We start from the raw sequence: 23,434 nt of genomic DNA, 5'->3' as shown, positions 1-23,434 counted from the left end.
GCGATGAAGGCTGTGACCTGGCAGGGCAAGCGGGACGTACGGGTGGAGGAAGTGCCCGATCCGAAGATCAAGGAGCCGACGGACGCCGTCATCCGGATCACCTCGACCGGACTGTGCGGCTCCGACCTGCATCTCTACGAGGTACTCACCCCGTTCATGACTCCGGGCGACATCCTCGGCCATGAACCCATGGGCATCGTCGAGGAGGTCGGCGCCGCGGTGCCGGACCTCTCAGCGGGCGACCGGGTCGTCGTGCCCTTCCAGATCGCCTGCGGCAACTGCTGGATGTGCATGACCGGACTGCCGACCCAGTGCGAGACCACCCAGGTCACCAGCGAGGGCATGGGCGCCGCCCTGTTCGGCTACACCCGCCTCTATGGCGCCGTACCGGGCGCCCAGGCCGAGTACCTGCGGGTCCCGCAGGCCCAGTACGGACCCATCAAGGTCCCGGAGGGCCCGCCGGACGACCGCTTCGTGTACCTCTCCGACGTGCTGCCCACGGCCTGGCAGGCCGTCGCCTACGCGGACATCCCCGAGGGCGGCAGCGTCGCCGTGCTCGGACTCGGGCCCATCGGAGACATGGCCTGCCGGGTCGCACAGGTGCGCGGCGCCGGGCGCGTCTTCGGCGTGGACCTCGTGACCGAACGGCTGCGCAGGGCCCGCACGCGTGGCGTGGAGACGTACGACCTCAGGAGCTTCGACAGCGAGAAGGAGCTGGTCCAGGCGATCCGCGACGAGACCGACGGACGCGGCCCGGACGCCGTGATCGACGCCGTCGGCACCGAGGCCCACGGCAGCGCGGTCGCCCGCCTCGCCCAGAACGCCTCCGCCCTGCTGCCCAGGAAGATGAGCGGGCCGTTCGCCGAGCGTTTCAGCGTCGACCGGCTCGCCGCGCTGCACACCGCCATCGAACTGGTGCGCCGCGGCGGCACCCTCTCCCTCGTCGGGGTCTACGGCGGCATGGCCGACCCGCTGCCCATGCTCACCATGTTCGACAAGCAGATCCAGGTCCGGATGGGCCAGGCCAACGTGCGGCGCTGGAGCGACGAGATCATCCCGTACCTGACCGACGAGGACCCGCTCGGCGTGGACGACTTCGCCACCCATCACGTGCCGCTGTCGGACGCCCCGCACGCGTACGAGATGTTCCAGAAGAAGCAGGAGGGCGCGGTCAAGGTGCTGATGCGGCCCTGACCTGGTGCGTCAGCCCAGGATCTCGTCGAGGTCGTAGCGCACCGGCTCCTCCAGCTGCGCGTAGGTGCAGCTCTCCGGGGTCCGGTCGGGCCGCCAGCGGCGGAAGCGGGCGGTGTGGCGGAACCGTACGCCGTTCTCCATGTGGTCGTACGCCACCTCCGCCACCCGCTCCGGTCTGAGCGGCACCCAGGACAGGTCCTTCTTGCCCGACCAGCGGCTCGGCGCCCCGGGCAGCCGGGCGCTCTCGTGCGCGGCCTCCTCGGCCCAGGCCGCCCACGGATGCCCGGAGGCGTCCGGCATCCGCAGCGGCTCCAGCTCCTCGATCAGCTCGGCGCGCCGCTTCATGGGGAAGGCCGCGGACACGCCGACGTGCTGGAGCGCGCCCCGGTCGTCGTGGAGGCCGAGCAGCAGGGAGCCGACGACCGGGCCGCTCTTGTGCAGCCGGTAGCCCGCGACCACCACGTCAGCCGTGCGCTCGTGCTTGATCTTGAACATGGCGCGCTCGTCCTGGAGATAGCGCAGGGTGAGCGGCTTGGCGATGACCCCGTCCAGGCCCGCGCCCTCGTACTCCTCGAACCACTGCCGGGCCACGTCGATGTCGGTGGTGGCGGGCGCGACGTGCACGGGGGCCGTGGTCCCGGAAAGAGCCGCCGTGAGCAGCTTCCGGCGGTCGGTCAGCGGGACGTTCAGCAGGGACTCGTCCTGGAGCGCCAGCAGGTCGAAGGCCACGAAGGAGGCCGGCGTCCGCTCCGCCAGGGTGCGCACCCGGGAGGCCGCCGGGTGGATCCGCTCGGTGAGCGCGTCGAAGTCCAGCCGTCCGTCCCGGGCGATGACGATCTCCCCGTCCATCACACAGCGCTCGGGCAGCCGCTCCCGCAGCGCCTCCACCAGTTCGGGAAAGTACCTGGTCAGCGTCTTGCCGGTACGACTGCCCAGCTCGACCTCGGCGCCGTCCCGGAACACGATCGCCCGGAAGCCGTCCCACTTCGCCTCGTAGTGCATGTCCGGCGGGATCTTCGCCACCGACTTGGCGAGCATGGGCTTCACAGGGGGCATCACCGGCAGATCCATGGTCCGATTCTGCACGTGCACGCCCCGAAATGCCCGATATGCCGGGCTCGCTTACCGTGGCTCGCATGGGTGACGCGGTGGAACTGGAAGCGGGCGGCCGGACCGTACGGCTGTCCAGCCCGGACAAGATCTTCTTCCCGGAGCGCGGGTTCACCAAGCTGGACCTCGCCCGCTACTACCAGGCCGTCGCCCCCGGCATCCTGCGCGCCCTGCGCGACCGCCCCACCACCCTGGAGCGCTGCCCGGACGGCGTGACCGGCGAGAACTTCTTCCAGAAGCGGGCGCCCAAGAACATGCCCGACTGGATCCCGACCGCCCACATCACCTTCCCCAGCGGCCGCAGCGCCGACGAGATGTGCCCCACCGAGGAGGCCGCCGTCCTGTGGGCCGCCCAGTTCGGCACACTCACCTTCCACCCCTGGCCGGTCCGCCGCGACGACGTCGACCACCCCGACGAACTCCGCATCGACCTCGACCCGCAGCCCGGCACGGACTACGACGACGCCGTGCGCGCGGCCCATGAACTGCGGTCGCTGCTGGAGGAGTTCGGCGGTCTGCGCGGCTGGCCCAAGACCTCCGGCGGCCGCGGTCTGCACGTCTTCGTGCCCATCGAACCGCGCTGGACCTTCACCCAGGTGCGACGGGCCGCGATCGCGGTGGGCCGCGAGATGGAACGCCGGATGCCGGACCACGTGACCATCAAGTGGTGGAAGGAGGAGCGGGGCGAGCGCATCTTCATCGACTACAACCAGACGGCCCGCGACCGCACGATCGCCTCCGCCTACTCGGTACGGCCGCGCCCGCACGCCCCCGTCTCCGCACCCCTGCGCTGGGAGGAGGTCGGCCAGGCGCACCCCCAGGACTTCGACATCGCGACCATGCCCGCGCGCTTCGCCGAACTCGGCGACGTGCACGCGGACATGGACGATCACGCCTTCTCGCTGGAGGCCCTCCTGGAGCTGGCCCGCCGTGACGAGCACGACCACGGGCTGGGTGATCTGCCGTACCCGCCCGAGTATCCGAAGATGCCGGGGGAGCCCAAGCGGGTACAGCCGAGCCGCGCCAAGAAGGCTGGTCCTACAGCTCCTTGATCCTGACGTCCCGGTACGAGATCACATCCGTCGTGCTGTGCACCTGGAGTCCGATGTAGCCGGAGGAGAACCGCCGTCCGTCCGTGCCCGGGTCGTCCGAGCGGGCGGGGTAGAAGTCCTGGCCGCCGATGTTGTCGAACTCGTTGATCAGCACACCGTTGCGGTAGACCGAGTAGTGCTGGTCGACCACCCGGATCTCGTAGTCGTTCCACGTGCCCTTCTGGGTGACGCCGGCACCGGCGAGCCCCACCCGGTCGAAGCCGTAGACCGACCCGGTCTTGTACATGTCGCCGTCGGGCCGGTCGAACACCTGCACCTCGTGCCCGAACTTGATGGCCGCCCACTCCGGCCGGGGCTCCTCCGGATGGTCGTGGACCCACGGGAACCGCACGAGCACACCGGAGTTGGCGTTCCCGGTGCCCGGGGCGTCGTCCCGCCACTGGAGCTTGAGCGAGAAGTCGCCGTACGTGCGCTCCGGGAACCAGAGCATGCCGAGGCCGTCCCTCGTGGTGCCGGACGTGATCGACCCGTCGCCGTTCGGTGCGAACGAACCACCGCCCACCTGCTGCCACTTGGCGAAGGAGGCAGGGCTGCCGTCGAGGATCGTGCGGTAGCCCTCCGTCTGCCCCGGCCTGCCGATCCCGGACTCACGGGCCGCCGCGTCGATCGCGTCGTACTCGCGCTCGTCGACGACCCCCTCCCGGAAGAGCTTGTCCAGGACGGTCTTCACATGCTTGAGGAACAGCGCGTGGGACGTCCACTGCTTCTCGTCCTCGATCAACTCGTTGATGCGGCACCGGCTGTTGGTGATCCGGTTCGGCACCCCGGAGTCGACCGTGCCGACGATCACCGTCAACCGCTCGTCGAACTCGGCGCAGTTGGGCGCCGGGACCTGGCCAGGGACCACCGTGAAGGTCACCGTGCGCGCGGCCGAGGTGTTGCCCGCCTTGTCCGTCGCCCGGTACGCCAGGGTGTGCGTGCCCGCCCGGTCGACGACCACGGCGGCGGTGTACGCGAGGTAGGGGCCCGCGTCGATCGAGTACTCGACCCCGGCCACACCCGAACCGCCCTCGTCCGTGGCGCTCACGGTCACCTTGGCGTTGCCCACGTACGCCCCGTCGGAGTTCCGCGTGCCGTCCACGGTCACGCCGGTCACCGGCGGGGAGGTGTCCTGCGGGGCCGCCGCGACGACCGTGAACCGGACACTCTTCTCGGCGGCCACGTTGCCCGCCTTGTCGGTCGCCCGGTAGCGCACGGTGTGGGAGCCGGCCTGGTGCACCATCACGGGCATGGTGTACGGCTGCCAACTCCCGTCGTTCACCGCGTACTCGATGGTGTTGACCCCGGATCTGGTGTCGGAGGCCGACACGGTCACCGTCGCCATGTCGATGTACGTCCCGTCGGGATTCTGCTGCCCGCTCACCGTCGCCGAGGTGTCCGGCGGGGCGGTGTCGTCGGAGGGCGGCGCGACGACCGTGAAGGCGGCGCTCTTCTCGGCGGAGACGTTGCCCGCCTTGTCGACGGCCCGGTAGCGGACCTTGTGGTCGCCGACCTGGTCCACGACGACCGGGGCGGTGTACGGCTGCCAGGTGCCCGTGTCCCCGATCGCGTACTCGATCCGGTCGACGCCGGAGCCCCCGGCCTCGTCGGTGGCCGTGACCGCCACGCTCGCCGAACCGACGTACTGGCCCTGCGCGTTCTGCGTGCCGTTCACCTGGGCCGCTGCCGAGGGAGCGGTGGTGTCCTGGCCGCTGCCCTCGGTCACCACGAGGATGCCCTGCATCTGGCCGTGGCCCGGGATCGTGCAGTGGTAGAAGTACCGGCCCGGGGTGAGCGTGACCTCGGCGGTGTGGCGGCCGCCCATGTCGTCGTTGGGGTTGGCCAGGATGTTGAGTTCGACGTCGTCGTTGAACTCGGGGTCACTGGTCACGAAGGTCAACGTGTGCGGCATTCCGGTGGTGTTGCCGGTGGCCGTGCTGTTCTCGAAGACGATCGTGGCCGTGCCGGCGACCGCGGTCGTCGGGACCGAGGCGTACCTGGTGATGTCGTCGCCGGCGGTCCAGGTGAGTGTCTGGGCCGCCGCCGGGGCGCTTGTGTCAGACCGTGCTTCGGACGTCGACCGGAGGCCGAGCACCATCAGCAGGGCGGCCAACAGGACGGTCAGAGCTCTTCGGGGGTGCATCACTGCTCTTCGGGGGTGCATCACTGCCCTCCTCTCGCCAGCTGTCCGGCGGCCGGTGTCGGGCCGCCGCCCGTGTAAGTGACCCGCCACAGTGCCGACTTGGCGTCCGAGGTGAAGAACCCGCGCCCGTAGTCGAGGACGTACAGCGCGCCGTCCGGGCCGAATTTCCAGTCCATGAGGTTCTTGATGCCGTCGTTGCCGATCGGCACGATCTTCTTCAGCGACTCGGAGTGGACGGGAAGTCCGCCGTCGCCGTGGTTCTTCGGGTCGGTGATGACCGCGTTGCGCGGCTGGTCGGCGTCGTAGAAGTCGCCGACGAACCACTTGCCGTCCCAGTAGGAGGGCCACTTGGTCGCGCTCGTGATGGTGGTGTCGTAGCGGTAGACCGGCCCGTTCATGGCGGCCTGGCCGCCGCCCTTGAGCCACGGGAGCAGGTACTTGGCGTCCTCCTGCTTGTAGGACGGGATGCCGTTCGCGTCGCGCGGGTAGTCCGGGGCGCCGCCCTGCGGCGAGTACCAGATGTTGTTGCCGGTGACCGGAGGGAGGTTGACCAGACCGTCGTTGTTGGGCGACTCGTTCTTCGGGTGGTCGCAGTCGTACCAGCCCAGCGGCTGGTCCGGGTTGGGCAGGTTGCGGTCCCGGTAGGGCTGCTTGTTGCCCATGCAGTACGGCCAGCCCCGGTTGCTCGCCTTGGTGATGACGGCGAAGGTGTCGTACTTGGCCGGCCCCCAGGTCGTCGAGGGAGCGCCGGCGTCCGGCCCGACCCAGCCCGCGTACAGGATGTCCGTCTTCTTGTCGACGAAGATCCGGGCCGGGTTCCTGACCCCCATCACATAGATCTCGCCGCGGGTCTTGCCGCCGCCCTCGGCCGTCTCCCGGCCCGTGAAGAGGTTGCCCTCGGGCAGGGTGTACGTCCCGTCGGCCTCCGGATGGATGCGCAGGATCTTGCCGTTGAGGTTGTTGGTGTTGCCCGCGGTGCGGCGCGCGTCCGCGAAGGAGACGCCCTTGTAGTTCGGCTGCGGGTTGTTGCCCGAGTAACCACCGCTGAAGCCACTGGAGTTGTTGTCACCGGTCGCGATGTACAGGTTGCCCTTCGAGTCCCAGGACATCCCGCCGCCCGCGTGGCAGCAACTGTGCACCTGGACCGGCCACGTGAGCAGGACCTTCTCGCTGTTCAGGTCCAGCTTGTTCGTGGCGAGGTCGAGGGTGAAGCGGGAGACCCGCCGCTGGGCCATCTGCGTGTCGCGGTTGAGCTGAGAATGCGGGGTGTAGTGCAGGTACACCCAGCCGTTCTCCTCGAAGCGCGGGTCGAGCTCGATCCCGAGCAGGCCCTCCTCGACCTTCACCAGTTCGTCGCCGCCGCCCTTGTTGCCGAACACGGTCAACGCGCCCGCGAGGGTGACCTTCTTGGTCCTCGGGTCGTAGACGTGGATCTCGCCCCGGCCCTTGCCGATGTCGGGGTTGTTCCAGTCGGTGATCACCGGCTGGGAAGAGTCGGCGCCGCCCCGCCCGATGTACAGGACCCGCCCGTCGGGGGCGGTGACCAGTCCGTGCGGCTCGCCGATCTGGTCGTTCTGCCCCGCCTGGTTGGGCTGGGTGAGGCGCTCCGCCTTGTAGTTGCCGTTGATGGTCGCCTTGCAGTCGGCCTGGACGAGCCGCGAGGTCCACAGCAGCGCCCCGCGCAGATGGCTCCGGAAGTCGGTCTCGTCGTACGAGGACACCGTGCCGCCCATGCCGGTGTAGAAGGACCGGCCGCCGTCGTAGTCCCGGCACCAACTCACCGGGTGGTCCCAGCCGTTGGCGCTCGCTCCCGGCTGGTAGGTCGACTCGCGCACCCGGGCCACGGTGTGCACGTCACCGGAGGGGTTCTTCGTCCAGTTGAACCACTGGTCGGGGCGCTTCCACTGCACCGGCAGATCCCTGGTGGCCGGATGCTGCCGGTCGCCGACCTCAACGGTGGCCCGCTGTACGGCCGTCGGGCTGGAGGCAGCCGGCCGGGCGCCCACCAGACCCGTGAACCAGTCGGAGTACGGCTCGGCGCGGGCCGCGTCATGGATGCCGACGAAACCGCCGCCCGCCTCCATGTACGCCTCCAGACCGGCCTCCTGCTCCGCGTCGAGGACATCGCCGCCGCCGGTCAGGAAGACGATGGCGTTGTAACTCCCCAGTGCCTTCTCGTCGGTGAAGACTCTCGCGTCGTCGGTGGCCTCGGTCTCGAACCGCTGGTTTGCCGGTCCGGACAGCCCGATCCTCTCGATCGCCGCGATACCGGCGTTGACGAGGGGCGACTCGTCGCCGCCCGCCGCTGACCCGTAGAAGACCAGCACCCGTACGTCCCCGCCGCCCGGTGGCGACTTGACGGACATCGTTGTCGCGGACGGGTCGGGAGCCGGCAGTGCCCCCGCCGCCGGCCCGGACATCAGCCCGGCGGCGACGACCCCCGCGGTCACGGTGGCCGTCCAGACCCGTCTCCTCGCGCTTCCTCCGCTTCTCGCGCTCAACCCTCGTAAGTGCATGGGCACCTCCTCGGTCACAGCAACAGCGCCATGGAAGCTAGACCCCTTTGCCTCCCGCGCCAATACCTATGACCGGGATCGCACGAACTTTGTCCTGAGTGTGGATAAACGGCTCCGGGGCCGGTACCGTCTCACCGGTTCATCACAGGTACGTCTCCGCAAAACCCGTATCACGGTGGGGAGTTCCGCATGGGCGCACTGGACAGACGTGGCTTCAACCGGCGGGTGCTGCTCGGTGGCGCGGCGGTCGCGACATCGTTGTCGATGGCGCCGGAGGCCCGCAGCGACCCGGGTCCGGCGCAGGTCGCTCCGCCCGGTGGCGAGGTCAGGCGCATCAAGCTGTACGCCGAGAAGCTCGCCGACGGACAGCTGGGCTACGGCCTGGAGAAGGGCAAGGCGACGATCCCCGGCCCGCTCATCGAGCTCAATGAGGGCGACACCCTGCACATCGAGTTCGAGAACACCCTGGACGTCCGGGCGAGCCTGCACGTCCACGGCCTGGACTACGAAGTCTCCAGCGACGGCACTACGTTGAACAAGAGCGACGTCGAGCCGGGCGGTACCCGCACCTACACCTGGCGCACCCACCTGCCGGGCCGCCGCAGCGACGGCACCTGGCGGGCGGGCAGCGCGGGCTACTGGCACTACCACGACCACGTCGTCGGCACGGAACACGGCACAGGCGGCATCCGCAAGGGCCTCTACGGCCCGGTGATCGTCCGCCGCAAGGGCGACGTCCTGCCGGACGCGACGCACACGATCGTCTTCAACGACATGCTCATCAACAACAAGCCGGCGCACTCCGGGCCCAACTTCGAGGCCACCGTAGGCGATCGGGTCGAGTTCGTGATGATCACGCATGGCGAGTACTACCACACCTTCCACCTGCACGGTCACCGCTGGGCGGACAACCGCACCGGCATGCTCACCGGGCCCGACGACCCGAGCCAGGTCGTCGACAACAAGATCGTGGGCCCGGCGGACTCCTTCGGCTTCCAGGTGATCGCGGGGGAGGGGGTCGGGGCGGGCGCGTGGATGTACCACTGCCATGTGCAGAGCCACTCCGACATGGGGATGGTGGGCCTGTTCCTGGTGAAGAAGACGGACGGGACGATCCCGGGGTACGAGCCGCACGAGCACACCGGGCAGCGGGCCGGGCACCACCACTGACGGATCATGGGCGGGTGACTCTTCTTCTCACGCGCGGCGACCTGGAGACGGTGCTGGAGCCGGAGACGTGCCTCGACGCACTGCGGGACGGCTTACTGAATGCGGACGTGGACGCGGACGGTGTGCCGATCGCCGGGCAACGGGTGCGCACGGACCTCCCGTTCCCCGGCACGGCCACCGCGCTGATCCCGGGCCTGCTCCCCGGCGTTCCCGCCTACACCGTGAAGGTCAACGCCAAGTTCCCGGCCGCGCGCCCCGCCCTGCGCGGGGTGATCTGCCTGCACAGCGGAACCGACGGCGCGTTGCTGGCCCTCATGGACTCGGCGACGGTCACGGCGTGGCGGACGGGGCTGGCCGCGGCACTGGGCACACACCTGCTGGCAGGCCCCGCAGACGTCGTCGGAGTGATCGGCGCGGGCGTACAGGCAGAGCTGATGGTGCGGGGCCTCGGAGCGCTACGACCCCGCGGTGCCCTCGTCGTCCACGACACGTCCGCCGAGCGCGCCGCGGAGTTCGCCGCGAGGCACGGCGGCCGGGTTCTGGGCTCCGCCGCGGAGATTGCCACAGCCGCCGACGTCGTCCTCTCGGCGACCTGGTCCCGAGAGCCGCTGCTGCACCTGAACGACACCAGGCCGGGCCAGCACTTCACGAGCCTCGGCGTGGACGAACCGGGCAAGGCAGAGTTGGCGGCGGACCTCCTGGACGCGGCGCTGCTGGTGGTCGACGATCGCGAACTGGCGTCACGCGTGGGCGTGTTGAGGGCCGCCGACGCGACCTTGGGCGAGATCGTGCGTTGCGAACACTCCGGCCGGACGGCGGACACGGACCGTACGGTCTACGCCCCCGTGGGCATGCCCTGGCAGGACCTCGCGGTCGCCTGGACGGCGTACGAGCGGGCCGAACGGGACCGGATCGGGCGGCGGATCGACCTGCTGGCGTGAGGCCGTTCATCGGACGTCCCCGGGCGTAGGTGTCCATCGTCCGGTGCCGCGAGAGCGCTCTCACCGGGTGCTCGTCCGGGGCTATCCTGATCCGCACCCACCGATGAGGAGCCCCGACGTGACCGAGACAGCGCCGCGCCCCACACTGGAGGCCGTGGCGGCCCGGGCCGGGGTGTCGCGGGCCACCGTGTCCCGGGTGGTGAACGGCGGGGACGGGGTCAGGGAGCCGCTCGTCGAGCGGGTGCGCAGGGCCGTCGAGGAGCTCGGTTACGTGCCCAACCAGGCCGCCCGCAGCCTTGTCACCCGGCGCCACGACGCGGTCGCCGTGGTCGTGGCCGAGCCGGAGACCAGGGTCTTCGCCGACCCCTTCTTCGCGCTGCAACTGCGGGGCATCAGCAAGGAGCTGACCGCTCACGACAATCAGCTCGTCCTGCTGCTCACCGAGGGCCGCGACGACCACGCGCGCGTCGGACGCTACCTCGCCGGAGGCCACGTCGACGGCGCGCTCGTCTTCTCGCTGCACCTCGACGACCCGCTGCCCGGACTGATCCAGCGGGCCGGTGTCCCCACGGTGTTCGGCGGACGGCCCGGCTGGAGCGACGGGACGACGGACGTCGTGTACGTCGACAGCGACAACCGGGGCGGTGCCCGCGAGGCCGTACGGCATCTCGCCGGGCTGGGGCGCACCCGTGTCGCCCACATCACCGGCCCCCTCGACCAGACCTCCGCGGCGGACCGGCTCGACGGCTACCGTGACGTGATGGGCGACGCCGACCCGAGGCTGGTCGTAGGCGGCGACTTCACCCCGGCCGGCGGGGAGCGGGCCATGCGGGAACTCCTCGACCGGTGCCCGGACGTGGACGCGGTGTTCGCCGCCAACGACCTCACCGCGTCCGGCGCCCTGCGCGTGCTGCGCGAGCGAGGGCGCCGGGTGCCCGAGGACGTGGCGGTGATCGGCTTCGACGACATGCTGCCGCTCGCCGAGCAGGCCGATCCGCCGCTGACGACGGTCCGTCAGGACATCGAGGAGATGGGCCGGTTGATGGCCCGCCTGCTCCTGGGAGGTCTCGGTCCGGGCGACGCGGGAGCCGCACCGGCCGGTGTCGTCCTGCCCACCACGCTGGTGCGGCGCACCTCGGCGTGAGCCGCCCCCGCCCCCGTCACGTCTGCTGCGGCGCGCTCTTGATCACCGCGAAGCGGGCACCGTACGGATCGGCCAGCTTGGCGACCCGGCCGACCCCCGGCACGTCGGTGCCGGGCAGCCGGACGCTGCCGCCCAGCTCCCGCGCCTTCGCCACCGTCTGGTCCGTGTCGGTGACCTCGAAGTACGGCATCCAGTACGGCCCGGCCTGCGCCTCCAGCGGATCGTCGGCGAGCGGGACGATGCCGCCGAACATGGCGTCCTCGCTCTGCCCGTCCGGCAGCACGGTGGTGTACGTCCCGCCGGGGAAGTCGACCCCGTACGTCTCCAGGCCGAGGGCCGCGCGGTAGAAGTAGGCGGCCATCGGCAGGTCGGCCGTGTACAGCTCGACCCAGCACAGTGAACCGGGCTCCTGGGTGACGTCGAGCCCCTTGTTCCGCCCGGGCTGCCAGATGCCGAAGGGCACGCCCGCCTTGTCGGCGAGGATCGCCATGCGGCCCTGGTCCATCACGTCCATGGGCTGCATCAGCACCGAGCCGTGCGCCTCCTCGGCCGCCTTCGCGGTCGCGTCCGCGTCCGGTGTCTGGAAGTACACCGTCCAGGACGGCGGGCCCTGCTCCGGTGTGGTCTGCATGCCGCCCGCGGCGGTTTTGCCGCCGAGCTGGAAGAAGCCGTAACCGCCGGCCTCGGGCGGGCCCGGCTGGAACTCCCAGCCGAACAGGCCGCCGTAGAAGGTGGTGGCGCCGTCGATGTCGGGGGTGCCTAGGTCGAGCCAGTTGGGAGCGCCGGTGACATAACGGGTCGTGAGCATCTCTGCCCTCCTCTGAGGGGTCCCGTTGCCTGTACCGCCGAGTCTCGCACCGTCCACTGACAATCGCTGCCGGGACGCCGATGCGGGCCGGTCGGCAGTCGCGGTGGCCGTGGGAGAGGAGTGCGGTCCTTGCCGGCGGACGCGCGGGTGCCGCCGGAGCCGGGCCGGGCGGGCCGGAGGGCACCGAGCCCGCGGCCGACCTGGGCGGGAGCGCATCGGGACGACCGGCGGCCCGCACCGCCCCGGGACGCCGGCACCCACCGGGCGATCCGTTTCCGCGGGGCGAACCGATTCCGCGCGCCGCCGTGCGCCCTCGCGCCGGGCAGAGGACCATCAAGGCGGCCCGAGGTCATGAACGCAGCCGTTGATCCCGCGTTGATCGAACGTTTTTCGCTGCCCGGCACGATCTCCGCCATGCACATCGACACCATCACCCCGACCGACCCCGCCTGGCAGGCGCAGGCGTTGTGCGCGCAGACCGGGGCGGACTTCTTCTTTCCCGAGCCGGGCAGCTCGGTACGAGAGGCGAAGCGCATCTGCGGTATGTGCGAGATGCGCCCGGCCTGTCTCGAGTACGCCCTGGCCAACGACGAACGCTTCGGCGTCTGGGGCGGCCTCTCCGAGAAGGAACGGCTGGCGATCAGGCGCGACGGCAAAACCGGTGAGCCGACCGGCCGGGAGTGCGGTTAAGACCCTGGAGCGCATCCGGGCGTAGCGCAGAGGCAGGCGCAGCTTCAGGGCCACGGGCGGCTGGAGCGTGCGACGGCCGCGTTGAGCTCCGGGTCGTCCTCCTCCAGGATCCACACCAGCACGGAGGAGGCGCCGGGGGTCGACCTCAGGACGGCCTGGGCGACCCGGCGTGCGTTCGCGCCTGATGGCGGCGCGCCGATGCGCCGCCGTATCCGTACGGCGGCGCATCGGCGTCGATCAGGCCCAGCAGGAAGCCGGCGGCCCGCTGATCCTTGCTGCTGTCATGCATGGCCGCATGATCACGCTGGGTAGGGCGGATCGCACCGGGAATTCGATGCGTCGGCGGGCCGGGCCGGCCAGGCCGGCGTCAGGCGCCCGCGCGGGCCGCCATCCGCGCCTTGCGGGCAGCCAGCTTCTCGTCGAACTTCGCGGCCTCCGCGTCCAGACCGCCCATGTACAGGCCGAGTTCGTCCTGCGCCTTCTGGCCCTCGGGGCCGAGGCCGTCGATCTCCATGACCTTCAGGAAGCGCAGGACGGGCTGGAGCACGTCGTCGTGGTGGATGCGCATGTTGTAGATCTCGCCGATCGCCATCTGCGCGGCGGCCCGCTCGAAGCCGGGCATGCCGTGGCCGGGCATCCGGAAGTTCACGATCACGTCGCGCACGGCCATCATCGTCAGGTCGGGCGCGAGCTCGAAGGCCGCCTTCAGCAGGTTCCGGTAGAAGACCATGTGCAGGTTCTCGTCGGTGGCGATGCGCGCCAGCATGCGGTCGCAGACCGGGTCCCCGGACTGGTGGCCGGTGTTGCGGTGCGAGACCCGGGTCGCGAGCTCCTGGAAGGACACGTAGGCGACCGAGTGCAGCATGGAGTGGCGGTTGTCCGACTCGAAGCCCTCGCTCATGTGGGCCATGCGGAACTGCTCCAGCTTGTCCGGGTCCACCGCGCGCGAGGCGAGCAGGTAGTCCCGCATCACGATGCCGTGCCGGCCCTCCTCGGCGGTCCAGCGGTGCACCCAGGTGCCCCAGGCGCCGTCACGGCCGAAGAGCGAGGCGATCTCGTGGTGGTAGCTGGGGAGGTTGTCCTCGGTGAGCAGGTTCACGACCAGGGCGATCCGGCCGATCTCGGTGACCTTGGACTGCTCCTTCTCCCAGGCCTCGCCGTCCTCGAAGAAGCCGGGGAAGTTGCGGCCGTCGCTCCACGGGACGTACTCGTGCGGCATCCAGTCCTTGGTGACCTTCAGATGCCGGTTGAGTTCGGTCTCGACCACTTCCTCCAGCGCGTACAGCAGTCGCGCGTCGGTCCACTCGGAGGACGGGCTGCCGAGGTGAGGGGAAGTGATCGTCATAGGTACTCCAGGGGGACGGGACCAACATTGCGGGGTCCGGCGAGCGGTGCCGGGGAACCTACGGAATCGTAGGCTACGAAACCGTAGGTTACGAGACCGTAGGTTAAGGGCGCCGTAAAGATCCCTGATCAGCGGTGCTCCCCGGGCAGGACACGCGGCCCTGGAACCACGACAAGCGCCCCTGGAACCGCAGGTCCGAGGCCGCCGGGCCTCATGCCCGCACCCCGTCAGGCGTACAGATCCCGCAATCGCACTGAGAGGCAAGTCACACAGCCTTCGAGCTTCTCGAACTCGCTGATGTCCACCACGACCGGTTCGAATCCGAGGTCGGTGAGCAGCTCCGCGGTCTTCGGCGCGCTTGCGGCCATCAGCAGCTTGGGGCCGCCGAGCAGGACGACATGGGCGCCGGCCTCCTCGGGCACGGACAGGAAGCGCGGGAAGAGCGCGGGCCGGTCCACCTTGGGGATGTGTCCGATGACGGTTCCGTCGGGCAGCGCGGTGACCGCCGACTTCAGGTGCAGCACCTTGCTCACCGGCACGGCGACGACCCGCGCCCCGAGCGGTTCGAAGGCGGCCCGCAGCTGCTGGACGCCGGCCGCGTTGGTACGCCCGCCCCGGCCGACGTAGATCGTGTCGTCGATCTTCAGCACGTCACCGCCGTCCAGGGTGCCCGGCTCCCAGATCCAGTTCACCGAGCAGCCCAGGCGCGCCACGGCCTCCTCGACGCCGATGGTCTCCTCGCGCCGGGACTCGGCGCCGGAGCGTGCGATCAGGGCGACGTTCCTGTACATCACCACGGTGTCCTCGACGAACACCGAGTCCGGGCAGTCGTCCCCCGGGTCCACCTCGACGGTCTCCCAGCCGTGCGCGCGCAGGGCCTCGACGTACGCCTCCCACTGTTCGAGCGCGAGGTCGACGTCGACCTTCTCCCGCTCGACGTGCGTCACCAGACCTTCGGCGAGGCGCGGGCTGGGGCGGCGGACGAGGGCCTTCTTGCTGGGCACGAGGGGACTCCGTATCGGCGGGACAGGGGCGGCGCGGGTGACGGGCGCCGGTCAGCCATCATGCAGCGCCGGTCCGTGTCGACAAAACCCCTGGAGTCAGGCTGTGGCCCTCCTGAGACGCTTCACGGCTCAGGAGGGCCGTCGCGCGGCACGCGCGCGTGCCGCCTCATGGGCCTCGCGCAGCAGTCGTACGACGGTCCCGGTCGTCCTCTCGCCGGGATTCACCACGCAGATCCAGCCGAGGGGCCCGTAGACCGGGTGCGGCAGCACCACGTCGGCCGCTGCGGGATCGTGCCGTTCCCCGAGGAGTTCCGGGAGCGCTGTGCGGCCGACCTGGACGTTGACCCGCCAGCGGCCCTGCGGGTCCAGGTCGGAGGCGGTGTCGTCGGGGTAGTTCTTCGTGACGATCGTCCCGTAGGGCTGGGTGTTCCGTGGCGTCCGGCCGTCGGGGGCGTAGTAGAAGAACGCGTCGCCCCACGCGATCTCGGGGGAGTCCCCACCCGGCCCCGGGACGACCACGAGAGCCCCCTCGAAGCCGCGCACGGTCGCGATGATCTGCTCCATACTCATGGTTCAAGCGTGACCTTCAAGTGCTTGTGTGGGGTTGACCGAACGATGCGCACGACCGACGTCGCCAGGGAGTCCGGGTACTCGGCCCAGCAGGTGCGCGACCTGGAGCGGCTGGGCGTGATTCCGCCGGCCGTACGGTCGGACAACGGCTACCGCTCCTACACGCCGCTCCATGTGAGCGCTCTGCGCGCCTACCGAGGGCTCGCAGCGGCCGCCGAACCCGTCGAGGCCCGGCGGCTGCTCGCCGAGCTGCGGACGGCGACGGTCACGGAGGCGGCCTCGGCGGTCGACGAGGTGCACGCCCGGCTCGCGCGGGAGCGCGCGGAGGTGCTGCGCGCCCAGCGGGCGCTGGAGGGCATCCAGGCCGAAGGGGCCGGCTGGGACGACGACTTCATGACCATCACGCAGCTCGCGCAGGCGCTCGGCGTACGGTCCTCGACCCTGCGGTTCTGGGAGGAGGAAGGGCTCGTCCTCCCGGAGCGCGTGACCACCCTGCGCGCGCGTCGCTACGGTCCCGCGGCGATCAGGGCGGCACGCGTCGTCGTCGCCCTGCGCGCCGGCGGATACGGCATTCCGGCCGTGCGCGAGGTGATGGCCTGCCTGGACGGCGCCGACGGCCTGGCGGACGCCCGGCGGATCCTGCGGGAACGGCTCGACCGGATCGCCGCCCGGAGCGTGGCGCTGCTCCGGGCGGGCGCGGACCTGGCGGCCGTCGTCTGCGCCGCGGACGGCACGGACGGCACGGACGCCGCGGACGCTACGCGGGGAACTCCAGATCCTCCGGCGTGACCTCCCGCAGCTCTCCGTCCAGCATCAGCCAGCGCGTGATGCCGATCGACTCCAGGAACGGCAGGTCGTGACTGGCCACGACCAGCGCGCCCTCGTAAGACTCCAGGGCCGAGGTCAGCTGTCGCACGCTCGCGATGTCGAGGTTGTTCGTCGGCTCGTCGAGCATGAGCAGCTGGGGTGCGGGCTCGGCCAGCATCAGCGCGGCCAGGGTCGCCCGGAAGCGTTCGCCGCCGGACAGCGTCGACGCCCGCTGGTCGGCCCGGGCGCCCCGGAACAGGAAGCGGGCGAGACGGGCCCGCACCCGGTTGTTGGTGGCGCCCGGCGCGAACCGGGCCACGTTCTCGGCGACCGACAGCTCGCCGTCGAGGACGTCCAGACGCTGGGGCAGGAAGCGGAGCGGGACATGGGCCGTGGCCTCGCCCGACACCGGGGGCAGCTCCCCGGCGATCGTCCGCAGCAGCGTGGTCTTGCCCGTGCCGTTGCGCCCGATCAGCGCGACCCGCTCGGGCCCGCGAAGGTCGAGACCGCCCTTCACCCGCGCACCGTGGGCGAGGTGCAGGTCCATGAGGGTCAGGACCGTACGGCCCTGCGGTACGGCCGTGCACGGCAGATCGACGCGGATCTCGTCGTCGTCCCGTACGGCCTCCACCGCCTCGTCGAGCCGGTCCTTGGCCTCGGCGAGTTTCTCCTCGTGCATGATGCGGTGCTTGCCCGCGGAGACCTGGGCAGCGCGGCTCCTCAGCTTCATGACGGCCCGGGGCTCGCGCTTGGTGTCGTACATCTTCTGGGCGTAGCGCCTGCGATGGGCCAACTTGACCTGTGCGTCGACCAGTTCGCGCTTCTGCCTGCGGAAGTCGGACTCGGCGACGCGCACCATCCGCTCCGCCGCCTCCTGTTCCACGGCGAGGGCCTCCTCGTAGGCGGAGAAGTTCCCGCCGTACCAGGTGACCTCGCCCGAGCGCAGATCGGCGATCTGGTCGACCAGGTCGAGGAGTTCGCGGTCGTGGCTGACCACGACCATCACCCCCGGCCAGGAGGCGACGGCCGAGTACAGCCGTCTGCGGGCGTACAGGTCGAGGTTGTTGGTGGGCTCGTCGAGGAGCAGGACGTCCGGTCGGCGCAGCAGCAGCGCGGCCAGCCGCAGCAGCACCGACTCGCCGCCCGAGACCTCGCCGATCCTGCGGTCCAACCCGATGTGGCCGAGCCCGAGTTCACCGAGGGTGGCCAGGGCCCGCTCCTCCACGTCCCAGTCGTCGCCGACCGTCTCGAAGTGCTCCTCGGACACGTCGCCCGCCTCGATGGCGTGCAGGGCGGCGCGCCGCGCGGCGATACCGAGGGCCTCGTCGACCCTCAGACCGGTGTCGAGCGTGACGTTCTGCGGGAGGTGGCCGACCTCGCCCGCGACGCGCACGGCGCCGTCGGCCGGGGTGAGTTCACCGGCGATCAGCTTCAACAGGGTGGACTTTCCCGACCCGTTGACGCCGACGAGGCCCGTCCGGCCGGGGCCGAAGGCGATGTCGAGGCCGTCGAAGACGGGGGTGCCGTCGGGCCAGGAGAAGGCGAGGGAGGCGCAGGTGAGGGAAGCAGACATGTGAGTCTCCGCGGTTGCTCGAAGCGAGAAGGGGCAAACGCGTATCGAGACACCCGCGACCACGGGAGAAGGCGAGGAGACCGGAAGGCGGGAACAAGGCCCTGCTCGTCGGGAACGGCTCGTGTGCCGAGGTCGCACGCGGCGCACACACCTCAGGTGTGTGACACGGTGTCTCAGGACCTCAGACGAGCAACGTCCTACTCCGATCGACGGCAACAGAAGCGCTCTACACCGTACGAGGCGGCCGTAGGGCTGTCAACGAGTTAACGCGCCTTAGGAGGCCCCGTGCCCGACGGACCGCTCTCCCTGCCGGCCCACCTCTATCTGCTGGCCTGGGACACCTCGAAGTCCGAGACCACGGGGGCCGGCCAGGTTCCCCAGCTGGTCCGGGCCGGCGCCCTCACCGAGCTGGCCCGGCGCGGTCTGCTCCTCGACGTGGACGGCATCGCCACACCGGTCGACATGGACGCCGAGACCGGGGACCCCGTCCTGGACGGGCTGCTCGAACTGGTCCGTGAATCCCGCCCGCACCGGTGGCGGAGCTGGGTGACACCGCACACCCGGATCACCCTGGACGCCGTACGGGAACAGCTCACGGCGGGCGGACAGCTGCGCGCCCGCAAGCGGCGGGTCCTCGGCCTGTTCCCGACGGTGGAGCACGACCTGGCCCGGCCGGCCGCCGTGGAGGCGCTTCAAGGGGAGGCCCGGCAGGTCCTCCGAGGCCCGGTGCCGCCGGTGGACGTCTCCGAGCGGGACGCGGCCCTCCTCGCGCTCGCCGCGGCGGCCGAACTGCGCACCCTCCTGCCCCGCGGGGAACACCACGAGGCGCGCGTCGAGGAGCTGGTCGAGCGCAGCGGGCAGGTGGCGCCGGTGCTGCGGGAACTAGTCCACGGAGTCCGCGGGGCAGCGGCCGCGGTCGCGGCGCGCGCCTGAACGCCGGGTTCGGATTCCGGCCGGCGCTGCCGCGGGGGCCGGCGACTGAGCGAGGCGGGACGTGGGCGCCGCCGCCGCGGCCAACGCGAGCTCCGGGCTCTCATGGGCCCTGGGCGCGACGGACGGTGACCGCCTGGACCGGGGGAGCGGCCCTGGACGCCGTGGGGCGGATCGCCGCCGTGGTGGGCGTGCCGGTCGGCGCGGACATCGAGAGCGGGTTCGCATCGAGACCGGGTACGCCCGGGACGCGGCGGGTGCTGCCGACATCGGGCGGGCGGTGCTCGCGGCGGATGAGGTCGGGGTGAACGTCGAGGACGTCCTGTACGACGACGAGGGCGAACCGCTGCGGCCGATCGACGAGTGAGGAGTCGGCCTCACCTGGGGGCGCCACCTGCCTCGTCGTGGGCGCCGACGGGATCCTCGTCCCCGGTGCCGTCGACCCGGGGCCGTCAGGCTCCTCGTCGACGCGATCCACGGTCCGCTGAACGACATGGCCGGGCCCGGCGCCCCGTCGTCGTCGGTTCCTGCATGGCACAGGCCGAGCACGCCCTGGTCCGCCGCGCCGAGCGGGAGCAGCTGGACGCGGGGACGTACGACGTGCCGACCCACGGGCTCGACCACGGCGAGCCCGACGCCCTCCTGGGCGCCCGGCGTCAGCAGGCGTCGCGCATCAGCTCGGCCAGGTCGTGGTCGAGGTCGAGCTGGAGGTGCTCCAGACCGGTCGGCACGAGGTCGTTCGTCGCCTCCAGGAACCGGCGCAGCTCACCCGTGCGGACATGCACGACGGCCGTGCCCTCGGGGGCGTGGAACTCGAGAACAGTGCGGTCGTAGCCGTACGGCCGCACCCGGACGTCGCCGTGACCCTCGGGCTCGTGCAGGCCGGTGGTGAGCAGTTCGCGGCTGAAGGTCCAGCAGACCTCGACGCCCTCCAGGGTGGCCGGGGCGGGGAAGGTCATACGGACGGCGAACGGATCACAGCGGTCGTAGTGCAGGGTGGCGGGAATGCTCGGCATCCGCGGTGCCGCGGCGACGAGACGGGCCTCTACGGGCTGCTCGATGACGGTGGACAACGCCTTGCTCCCTTGTGACGGCGGTGGGCTTCCGGAGTGGGACGGGCACTGGAAGAGACGTCGGAATGAGCCAATCCGTGTACACGAAATTCGAGTGACCTCTGTCACCGTCGTCATGTACCGGTGTGATCCAGTCCTTCTCCCGTGCCCCGAGAGACACTTGTGACACCCCGCGCACCGGTCGGCGGCCGGCCGAGGGCATCTGGACGGCGCCGGGAGCGTGGGCTAGCTTCGCCCGCCATGAGGCGCTTGGGAAACACGCGAGGCAAGAGACCGACGGGCCTGATGAGCCGGACCGTCGCCGCGGGGGCGGCCTGTGCGGCGGCGCTGGCCGTCCTGACCGCCGTACCGGCCGAGGCACATGACCCGGACGGCCGTGCGCCGCGCTGGGAGCTCAAGGACACCGGCACCCCCGAGGTGCGGTTCCGCGGGCTGTCGGCGGTCAGCCGGGACACCGCCTGGCTGGCCGGCACCCAGGGCACCGTGCTGCGCACCACGGACGGCGGAGCGAGCTGGCGAAACGTCTCGCCGCCCGGTGCCGCCGAGCTCCAGTTCCGGGACATCGAGGCCTTCGACGCGCGCCGGGCGGTGGTGCTGGCCATCGGGGAGGGCGAGGCGTCCCGCGTCTACCGCACCGAGGACGGCGGCGTGACCTGGACCGAGTCCTTCCGCAACACCGACACCAAGGCCTTCTACGACTGCCTCACCTTCTTCGACCACCGCCACGGCCTCGCCATGAGCGACCCGGTGGACGGGAGGTTCCGCATCCTGTCGACCTCCGACGGCGGCCGCTCCTGGAAGGTGCTGCCCGACAAGGGGATGCCGGCCGCGCTCGACGGCGAGGCGGGCTTCGCGGCGAGCGGGCAGTGCCTGGTCAGTTCCGGGCCCCGGGACGTCTGGCTGGCCACCGGTGGGGCGGCACGCGCGCGTGTCCTGCACTCCGCCGACCGAGGCCGCACCTGGACGGCCTCCGACACGTCGGTCCCGGCGGGCGACCCCGCCAAGGGCGTCTTCGCGCTCGCCTTCCGTGACCGCGTCCACGGGCTCGCGGTCGGCGGCGACTACCGGCCCGACCAGAGCTCTCCGCAGGCCGCCGCCCGCACCGGTGACGGGGGCGCGACCTGGCGGCCCGCCGCGGCCCCGGTGAACGCCTACCGCTCCGGCGTGGCCTGGCTTCCGCACAGCCGCACCGCGGCCCTCGCGGTCGGCCCCACCGGCACGGACCTCACCAGGGACGGCGGCCGGACCTGGCGGACCGTGGACACCGGCTCGTACGACACCGTCGACTGCACGGTCGACGGCGGCTGCTGGGCGGCCGGGGAAAAGGGACGGGTGGCTCGTCTGGAGGGCTGAGCGGCGAAATGTGGGTACCCGGGCGGCGACGGCGAAAGGAGTGATCCCCCATGCCGGCCGGTTCGAACTCGAAGCGTGAACGCCAGTACGAGCACATCAAGGAGAGCGCGGAAGACCGGGGCGAGAGCACCGGACGGGCCAAGGAGATCGCGGCGCGGACGGTCAACAAGGAACGCGCTCGCTCCGGCGAGTCCAAGACCGCCAGCCGCACCTCGACCAAGGACATGTCCTCCGGCAAGCGGGGCGGTCAGCGGTCGGGCAAGGGCTCGCAGGGACCGACCTACGACCAGCTCTACGAAGAGGCCAAGCGCAAGGGCGTCAAGGGCCGTTCGGACATGAACAAAAGCCAGCTCCAGCGCGCCCTCGGCAACAAGAGCTGATCCGTCAGCCGGGAGTCTCCCGGTACGACTCCAGCGCCGGAGCCGTCTTCGTCGCGGCGAACTCGGTGACGCGGTACGCGCACACCCCGGCCGTGACGAACGGGTCGCCCGCGGTGATCTCCTCGATCCGCGCACGATCCTCCGCGACGGCGATGATCATCCCGCCGTCGCGGGGGTTCTTGGGCCCGGACGCCAGGAAGACACCGTGCTCGTACTGCTTTTCCAGCCAGGCGACATGCGCCGGCAGCACGGCGTCCACGGCATCGAGCGGGGCGGTGTAGGTCAGTTCCAGTACGAACATGATCGCGAGCCTACGCCGCCCCGCCGTACGCTCGCTCCCACCATGACGACAGTGGACATTCCCGCGGGCTGGCCCGCGACCGAGGAGCAGGCCCGCGCGGTCCAGGACGAGTTGAGGCCGCGGACGGTCCTCGACGAGCCGGGCCCGCCGCCCGGCACCGGCCATGTCACCGGGGTCGACGTGGCCTACGACGACGAACGCGACGTGGTCGCGGCGGCGGCCGTGGTGCTGGACGCGGCGACCCTTCAGGTCGTGGCGGAGGCGACCGCCGTCGGCCGCATCTCGTTCCCGTACGTCCCCGGTTTGCTCGCCTTCCGTGAGATCCCCACGGTCCTCGCCGCCCTCGACACCTTGCCGTGCGCGCCCGGTCTCGTCGTCTGCGACGGCTACGGCGTCGCCCATCCCCGCCGCTTCGGCCTCGCGAGCCACCTCGGCGTCCTCACCGGGCTGCCGACGATCGGGGTCGCCAAGAACCCGTTCACCTTCACCTACGACGATCCCGGCACCCCGCGCGGTGCGTGGACGCCGTTGCGGGCGGGCCCGGAGGAGGTCGGCCGGGCCCTGCGCACGCGCGAGGCGGTGAAGCCGGTCTTCGTCTCGGTCGGCCACCGCGTGAGCCTGGACAACGCCTGCGCCCACACCCTCGCGCTCACGCCGTCGTACCGCCTGCCGGAGACGACCCGCAGGGCGGACGCGCTGTGCCGGCAGGCGTTGCGGGAGGCGACCTCCTGACCGGTTCCGGAAGGGGTTGGCAGCTGCTGGGGTTTGACTGAGTGCGAGTGTGTTCTGGCGTGTGTGGGTGGGCGCGGAGGGTCCTGCGGATGTTTGGGAGGCGTTGCCCCGGAAGGGGAATTGGAGTTCGTGCATCGAATGGGTGACCTTTCCGGGTGGGGCTCGTTGGGTGTGATGAGCGGGTTTTCGAGGGGCCGTATGGGGGGGGGGGGGGCTGGTTGCGGGGGCTTGTGGCGTCATTCGTCGTGCCCGGCCCCTCGGGGGCGTCGGTCCGTACCCGGCTCAAGGAGCTGACGCCCGCCGATGAGAAGGTCCTCGCGCTGGTCGGCGCGCACCTCGGATCCCTCGCCTCCCGGGATTTGAAGGTCCGGTGCGGGCCGGGCCTGGAGCACTCCGCGGACACGTGGGCGGCGCGTAAGCGGGATCTGACGGCGGTGTCCTCGTCCCGGTGGGCGGGTTCGCTCACCAAGGCCACGCACGACCAGTGGGCGCTGGCCCGGCGTGGACAGCTCGCGCACATCCAGTCCCTGGAGGCGGGGATCCGGACGATCGCGCACCG

General features: G+C 71.0%; 23 protein-coding genes and 1 pseudogene. 12 read left to right on the top strand and 12 right to left on the bottom strand.

All coding sequences use genetic code 11. The features are described 5' to 3' along the window. Window positions 1-3: 3 nt before the first annotated feature. Complete coding sequence (locus tag H293_RS0133555; protein ID WP_020122197.1) at window positions 4-1,194, top strand: zinc-dependent alcohol dehydrogenase; 1,191 nt, start codon at window positions 4-6, stop codon at window positions 1,192-1,194. 9 nt (window positions 1,195-1,203) lie between these two features. Here H293_RS0133555 and H293_RS0133550 read toward each other — a convergent pair whose 3' ends face one another. Continuing rightward, window positions 1,204-2,265: an ATP-dependent DNA ligase gene (locus H293_RS0133550; RefSeq protein WP_028808430.1), complete on the bottom strand. Its 1,062-nt coding sequence runs from the start codon at window positions 2,263-2,265 to the stop codon at window positions 1,204-1,206. Window positions 2,266-2,330: 65 nt separating this feature from the next. Between H293_RS0133550 and ligD the strand changes: the two genes are divergently transcribed. Continuing rightward, window positions 2,331-3,356 carry a non-homologous end-joining DNA ligase gene (gene ligD / locus H293_RS0133545; RefSeq protein WP_020122195.1) on the top strand — a complete coding sequence of 342 codons (1,026 nt, stop codon included), beginning with the start codon at window positions 2,331-2,333 and terminating at the stop codon, window positions 3,354-3,356. Here ligD and H293_RS0133540 read toward each other — a convergent pair. Together H293_RS0133540 and H293_RS0133535 are read right to left on the bottom strand one after the other, a co-directional pair. Continuing rightward, complete coding sequence (locus H293_RS0133540; RefSeq protein ID WP_020122194.1) at window positions 3,343-5,538, bottom strand: OmpL47-type beta-barrel domain-containing protein; 2,196 nt, start codon at window positions 5,536-5,538, stop codon at window positions 3,343-3,345. The genes ligD and H293_RS0133540 overlap by 14 nt on opposite strands. A gap of 20 nt (window positions 5,539-5,558) precedes the next feature. Continuing rightward, window positions 5,559-8,054 carry a ThuA domain-containing protein gene (locus H293_RS0133535; RefSeq protein WP_199790226.1) on the bottom strand — a complete coding sequence of 832 codons (2,496 nt, stop codon included), beginning with the start codon at window positions 8,052-8,054 and terminating at the stop codon, window positions 5,559-5,561. 189 nt (window positions 8,055-8,243) lie between these two features. Here H293_RS0133535 and H293_RS0133530 point away from each other — a divergent pair, with 189 nt between their 5' ends. From H293_RS0133530 to H293_RS0133520, 3 genes are all read left to right on the top strand, one after another. Continuing rightward, the gene (locus H293_RS0133530) at window positions 8,244-9,224 is read left to right on the top strand and encodes a multicopper oxidase domain-containing protein (protein WP_020122192.1); all 981 of its coding nucleotides are present in this window, start codon (window positions 8,244-8,246) and stop codon (window positions 9,222-9,224) included. Between the two features lie 14 nt (window positions 9,225-9,238). Then, window positions 9,239-10,165, top strand: coding sequence for an ornithine cyclodeaminase family protein (locus tag H293_RS0133525; RefSeq protein ID WP_020122191.1), 927 nt, complete (start codon window positions 9,239-9,241; stop codon window positions 10,163-10,165). 118 nt (window positions 10,166-10,283) lie between these two features. Continuing rightward, entirely contained in the window at window positions 10,284-11,309 is a 1,026-nt protein-coding gene (locus H293_RS0133520) for a LacI family DNA-binding transcriptional regulator (RefSeq protein ID WP_020122190.1), read from the top strand. Between the two features lie 16 nt (window positions 11,310-11,325). On the opposite strand, the gene H293_RS0133515 is transcribed toward H293_RS0133520, so the two are convergent. Then, entirely contained in the window at window positions 11,326-12,117 is a 792-nt protein-coding gene (locus tag H293_RS0133515) for a VOC family protein (protein ID WP_020122189.1), read from the bottom strand. Between the two features lie 414 nt (window positions 12,118-12,531). Here H293_RS0133515 and H293_RS50505 point away from each other — a divergent pair, with 414 nt between their 5' ends. Next, window positions 12,532-12,807, top strand: a complete 276-nt coding sequence (locus tag H293_RS50505) for a WhiB family transcriptional regulator (protein ID WP_199790228.1) — start codon at window positions 12,532-12,534, stop codon at window positions 12,805-12,807. Window positions 12,808-12,952: 145 nt separating this feature from the next. Here H293_RS50505 and H293_RS58595 read toward each other — a convergent pair whose 3' ends face one another. From H293_RS58595 to H293_RS0133495, 4 genes are all read right to left on the bottom strand, one after another. Next, the gene (locus tag H293_RS58595; protein ID WP_158694472.1) at window positions 12,953-13,096 is read right to left on the bottom strand and encodes a hypothetical protein; all 144 of its coding nucleotides are present in this window, start codon (window positions 13,094-13,096) and stop codon (window positions 12,953-12,955) included. 78 nt (window positions 13,097-13,174) lie between these two features. After that, a complete protein-coding gene (locus H293_RS0133505; protein ID WP_020122187.1) occupies window positions 13,175-14,152 on the bottom strand; it encodes an acyl-ACP desaturase in 978 nt (325 codons plus the stop codon). A gap of 227 nt (window positions 14,153-14,379) precedes the next feature. Continuing rightward, the gene (gene ddaH / locus H293_RS0133500) at window positions 14,380-15,156 is read right to left on the bottom strand and encodes a dimethylargininase (RefSeq protein ID WP_020122186.1); all 777 of its coding nucleotides are present in this window, start codon (window positions 15,154-15,156) and stop codon (window positions 14,380-14,382) included. Window positions 15,157-15,285: 129 nt separating this feature from the next. Further along, entirely contained in the window at window positions 15,286-15,720 is a 435-nt protein-coding gene (locus H293_RS0133495) for a DUF6194 family protein (RefSeq protein ID WP_020122185.1), read from the bottom strand. A gap of 51 nt (window positions 15,721-15,771) precedes the next feature. On the opposite strand from H293_RS0133495, the gene H293_RS0133490 reads away from it, so the two are divergent. Continuing rightward, complete coding sequence (locus H293_RS0133490; protein ID WP_020122184.1) at window positions 15,772-16,515, top strand: MerR family transcriptional regulator; 744 nt, start codon at window positions 15,772-15,774, stop codon at window positions 16,513-16,515. On the opposite strand, the gene H293_RS0133485 is transcribed toward H293_RS0133490, so the two are convergent. Beyond that, on the bottom strand, window positions 16,484-18,106 hold the full coding sequence (locus tag H293_RS0133485; protein ID WP_020122183.1) for an ABC-F family ATP-binding cassette domain-containing protein: 1,623 nt from the start codon (window positions 18,104-18,106) through the stop codon (window positions 16,484-16,486). The two genes, H293_RS0133490 and H293_RS0133485, sit on opposite strands and share 32 nt — an antisense overlap. 285 nt (window positions 18,107-18,391) lie before the next feature. Here H293_RS0133485 and H293_RS0133480 point away from each other — a divergent pair, with 285 nt between their 5' ends. Then, on the top strand, window positions 18,392-19,039 hold the full coding sequence (locus tag H293_RS0133480) for a GOLPH3/VPS74 family protein (protein WP_020122182.1): 648 nt from the start codon (window positions 18,392-18,394) through the stop codon (window positions 19,037-19,039). Window positions 19,040-19,139: 100 nt separating this feature from the next. Here H293_RS0133480 and H293_RS58590 read toward each other — a convergent pair whose 3' ends face one another. Both H293_RS58590 and ssgD read right to left on the bottom strand, forming a co-directional pair. Further along, window positions 19,140-19,430, bottom strand: a complete 291-nt coding sequence (locus tag H293_RS58590; RefSeq protein WP_158694471.1) for a hypothetical protein — start codon at window positions 19,428-19,430, stop codon at window positions 19,140-19,142. A gap of 262 nt (window positions 19,431-19,692) precedes the next feature. After that, entirely contained in the window at window positions 19,693-20,109 is a 417-nt protein-coding gene (gene ssgD / locus H293_RS0133470) for a spore wall synthesis regulator SsgD (protein WP_020122181.1), read from the bottom strand. A gap of 285 nt (window positions 20,110-20,394) precedes the next feature. Here ssgD and H293_RS0133465 point away from each other — a divergent pair, with 285 nt between their 5' ends. Next, entirely contained in the window at window positions 20,395-21,462 is a 1,068-nt protein-coding gene (locus H293_RS0133465; protein ID WP_020122180.1) for a WD40/YVTN/BNR-like repeat-containing protein, read from the top strand. Window positions 21,463-21,512: 50 nt separating this feature from the next. Next, complete coding sequence (locus H293_RS0133460; RefSeq protein ID WP_020122179.1) at window positions 21,513-21,842, top strand: hypothetical protein; 330 nt, start codon at window positions 21,513-21,515, stop codon at window positions 21,840-21,842. Between the two features lie 4 nt (window positions 21,843-21,846). Here the strand turns inward: H293_RS0133460 and H293_RS0133455 are convergent, their stop codons facing one another. Then, window positions 21,847-22,143 (bottom strand): YciI family protein, encoded by a 297-nt coding sequence (locus tag H293_RS0133455; RefSeq protein ID WP_020122178.1) that lies wholly within the window; start codon window positions 22,141-22,143, stop codon window positions 21,847-21,849. A gap of 42 nt (window positions 22,144-22,185) precedes the next feature. Between H293_RS0133455 and H293_RS0133450 the strand changes: the two genes are divergently transcribed. Next, window positions 22,186-22,875 (top strand): endonuclease V, encoded by a 690-nt coding sequence (locus tag H293_RS0133450; protein WP_028808428.1) that lies wholly within the window; start codon window positions 22,186-22,188, stop codon window positions 22,873-22,875. 230 nt (window positions 22,876-23,105) lie between these two features. Further along, window positions 23,106-23,434 (top strand): annotated as a pseudogene (locus H293_RS50500) (IS200/IS605 family accessory protein TnpB-related protein); the annotation flags it as partial.

The sequence above is a fragment of the Streptomyces canus 299MFChir4.1 genome, assembly GCF_000383615.1.
Lineage (GTDB): Bacteria > Actinomycetota > Actinomycetes > Streptomycetales > Streptomycetaceae > Streptomyces > Streptomyces canus_C.
Note: the sequence above shows the minus strand (reverse complement) of the source record. Positions and strands in the feature narration are given on the sequence as shown.

Excerpts from the sequence above, each read along its gene's own strand:
- H293_RS0133555 (WP_020122197.1), top strand. The coding sequence starts at position 4 with ATGAAGGCTGTGACCTGGCAGGGCAAGCGGGACGTACGGGTGGAGGAA.
- H293_RS0133550 (WP_028808430.1), bottom strand. The coding sequence starts at position 2,265 with ATGGATCTGCCGGTGATGCCCCCTGTGAAGCCCATGCTCGCCAAGTCG.
- ligD (WP_020122195.1), top strand. The coding sequence starts at position 2,331 with ATGGGTGACGCGGTGGAACTGGAAGCGGGCGGCCGGACCGTACGGCTG.
- H293_RS0133540 (WP_020122194.1), bottom strand. The coding sequence starts at position 5,538 with ATGCACCCCCGAAGAGCTCTGACCGTCCTGTTGGCCGCCCTGCTGATG.
- H293_RS0133535 (WP_199790226.1), bottom strand. The coding sequence starts at position 8,054 with ATGCACTTACGAGGGTTGAGCGCGAGAAGCGGAGGAAGCGCGAGGAGA.
- H293_RS0133530 (WP_020122192.1), top strand. The coding sequence starts at position 8,244 with ATGGGCGCACTGGACAGACGTGGCTTCAACCGGCGGGTGCTGCTCGGT.
- H293_RS0133515 (WP_020122189.1), bottom strand. The coding sequence starts at position 12,117 with ATGCTCACGACCCGTTATGTCACCGGCGCTCCCAACTGGCTCGACCTA.
- H293_RS50505 (WP_199790228.1), top strand. The coding sequence starts at position 12,532 with ATGCACATCGACACCATCACCCCGACCGACCCCGCCTGGCAGGCGCAG.
- H293_RS58595 (WP_158694472.1), bottom strand. The coding sequence starts at position 13,096 with ATGCATGACAGCAGCAAGGATCAGCGGGCCGCCGGCTTCCTGCTGGGC.
- H293_RS0133505 (WP_020122187.1), bottom strand. The coding sequence starts at position 14,152 with ATGACGATCACTTCCCCTCACCTCGGCAGCCCGTCCTCCGAGTGGACC.
- H293_RS0133495 (WP_020122185.1), bottom strand. The coding sequence starts at position 15,720 with ATGGAGCAGATCATCGCGACCGTGCGCGGCTTCGAGGGGGCTCTCGTG.
- H293_RS0133490 (WP_020122184.1), top strand. The coding sequence starts at position 15,772 with ATGCGCACGACCGACGTCGCCAGGGAGTCCGGGTACTCGGCCCAGCAG.
- H293_RS0133485 (WP_020122183.1), bottom strand. The coding sequence starts at position 18,106 with ATGTCTGCTTCCCTCACCTGCGCCTCCCTCGCCTTCTCCTGGCCCGAC.
- H293_RS0133465 (WP_020122180.1), top strand. The coding sequence starts at position 20,395 with ATGAGCCGGACCGTCGCCGCGGGGGCGGCCTGTGCGGCGGCGCTGGCC.
- H293_RS0133460 (WP_020122179.1), top strand. The coding sequence starts at position 21,513 with ATGCCGGCCGGTTCGAACTCGAAGCGTGAACGCCAGTACGAGCACATC.
- H293_RS0133455 (WP_020122178.1), bottom strand. The coding sequence starts at position 22,143 with ATGTTCGTACTGGAACTGACCTACACCGCCCCGCTCGATGCCGTGGAC.
- H293_RS0133450 (WP_028808428.1), top strand. The coding sequence starts at position 22,186 with ATGACGACAGTGGACATTCCCGCGGGCTGGCCCGCGACCGAGGAGCAG.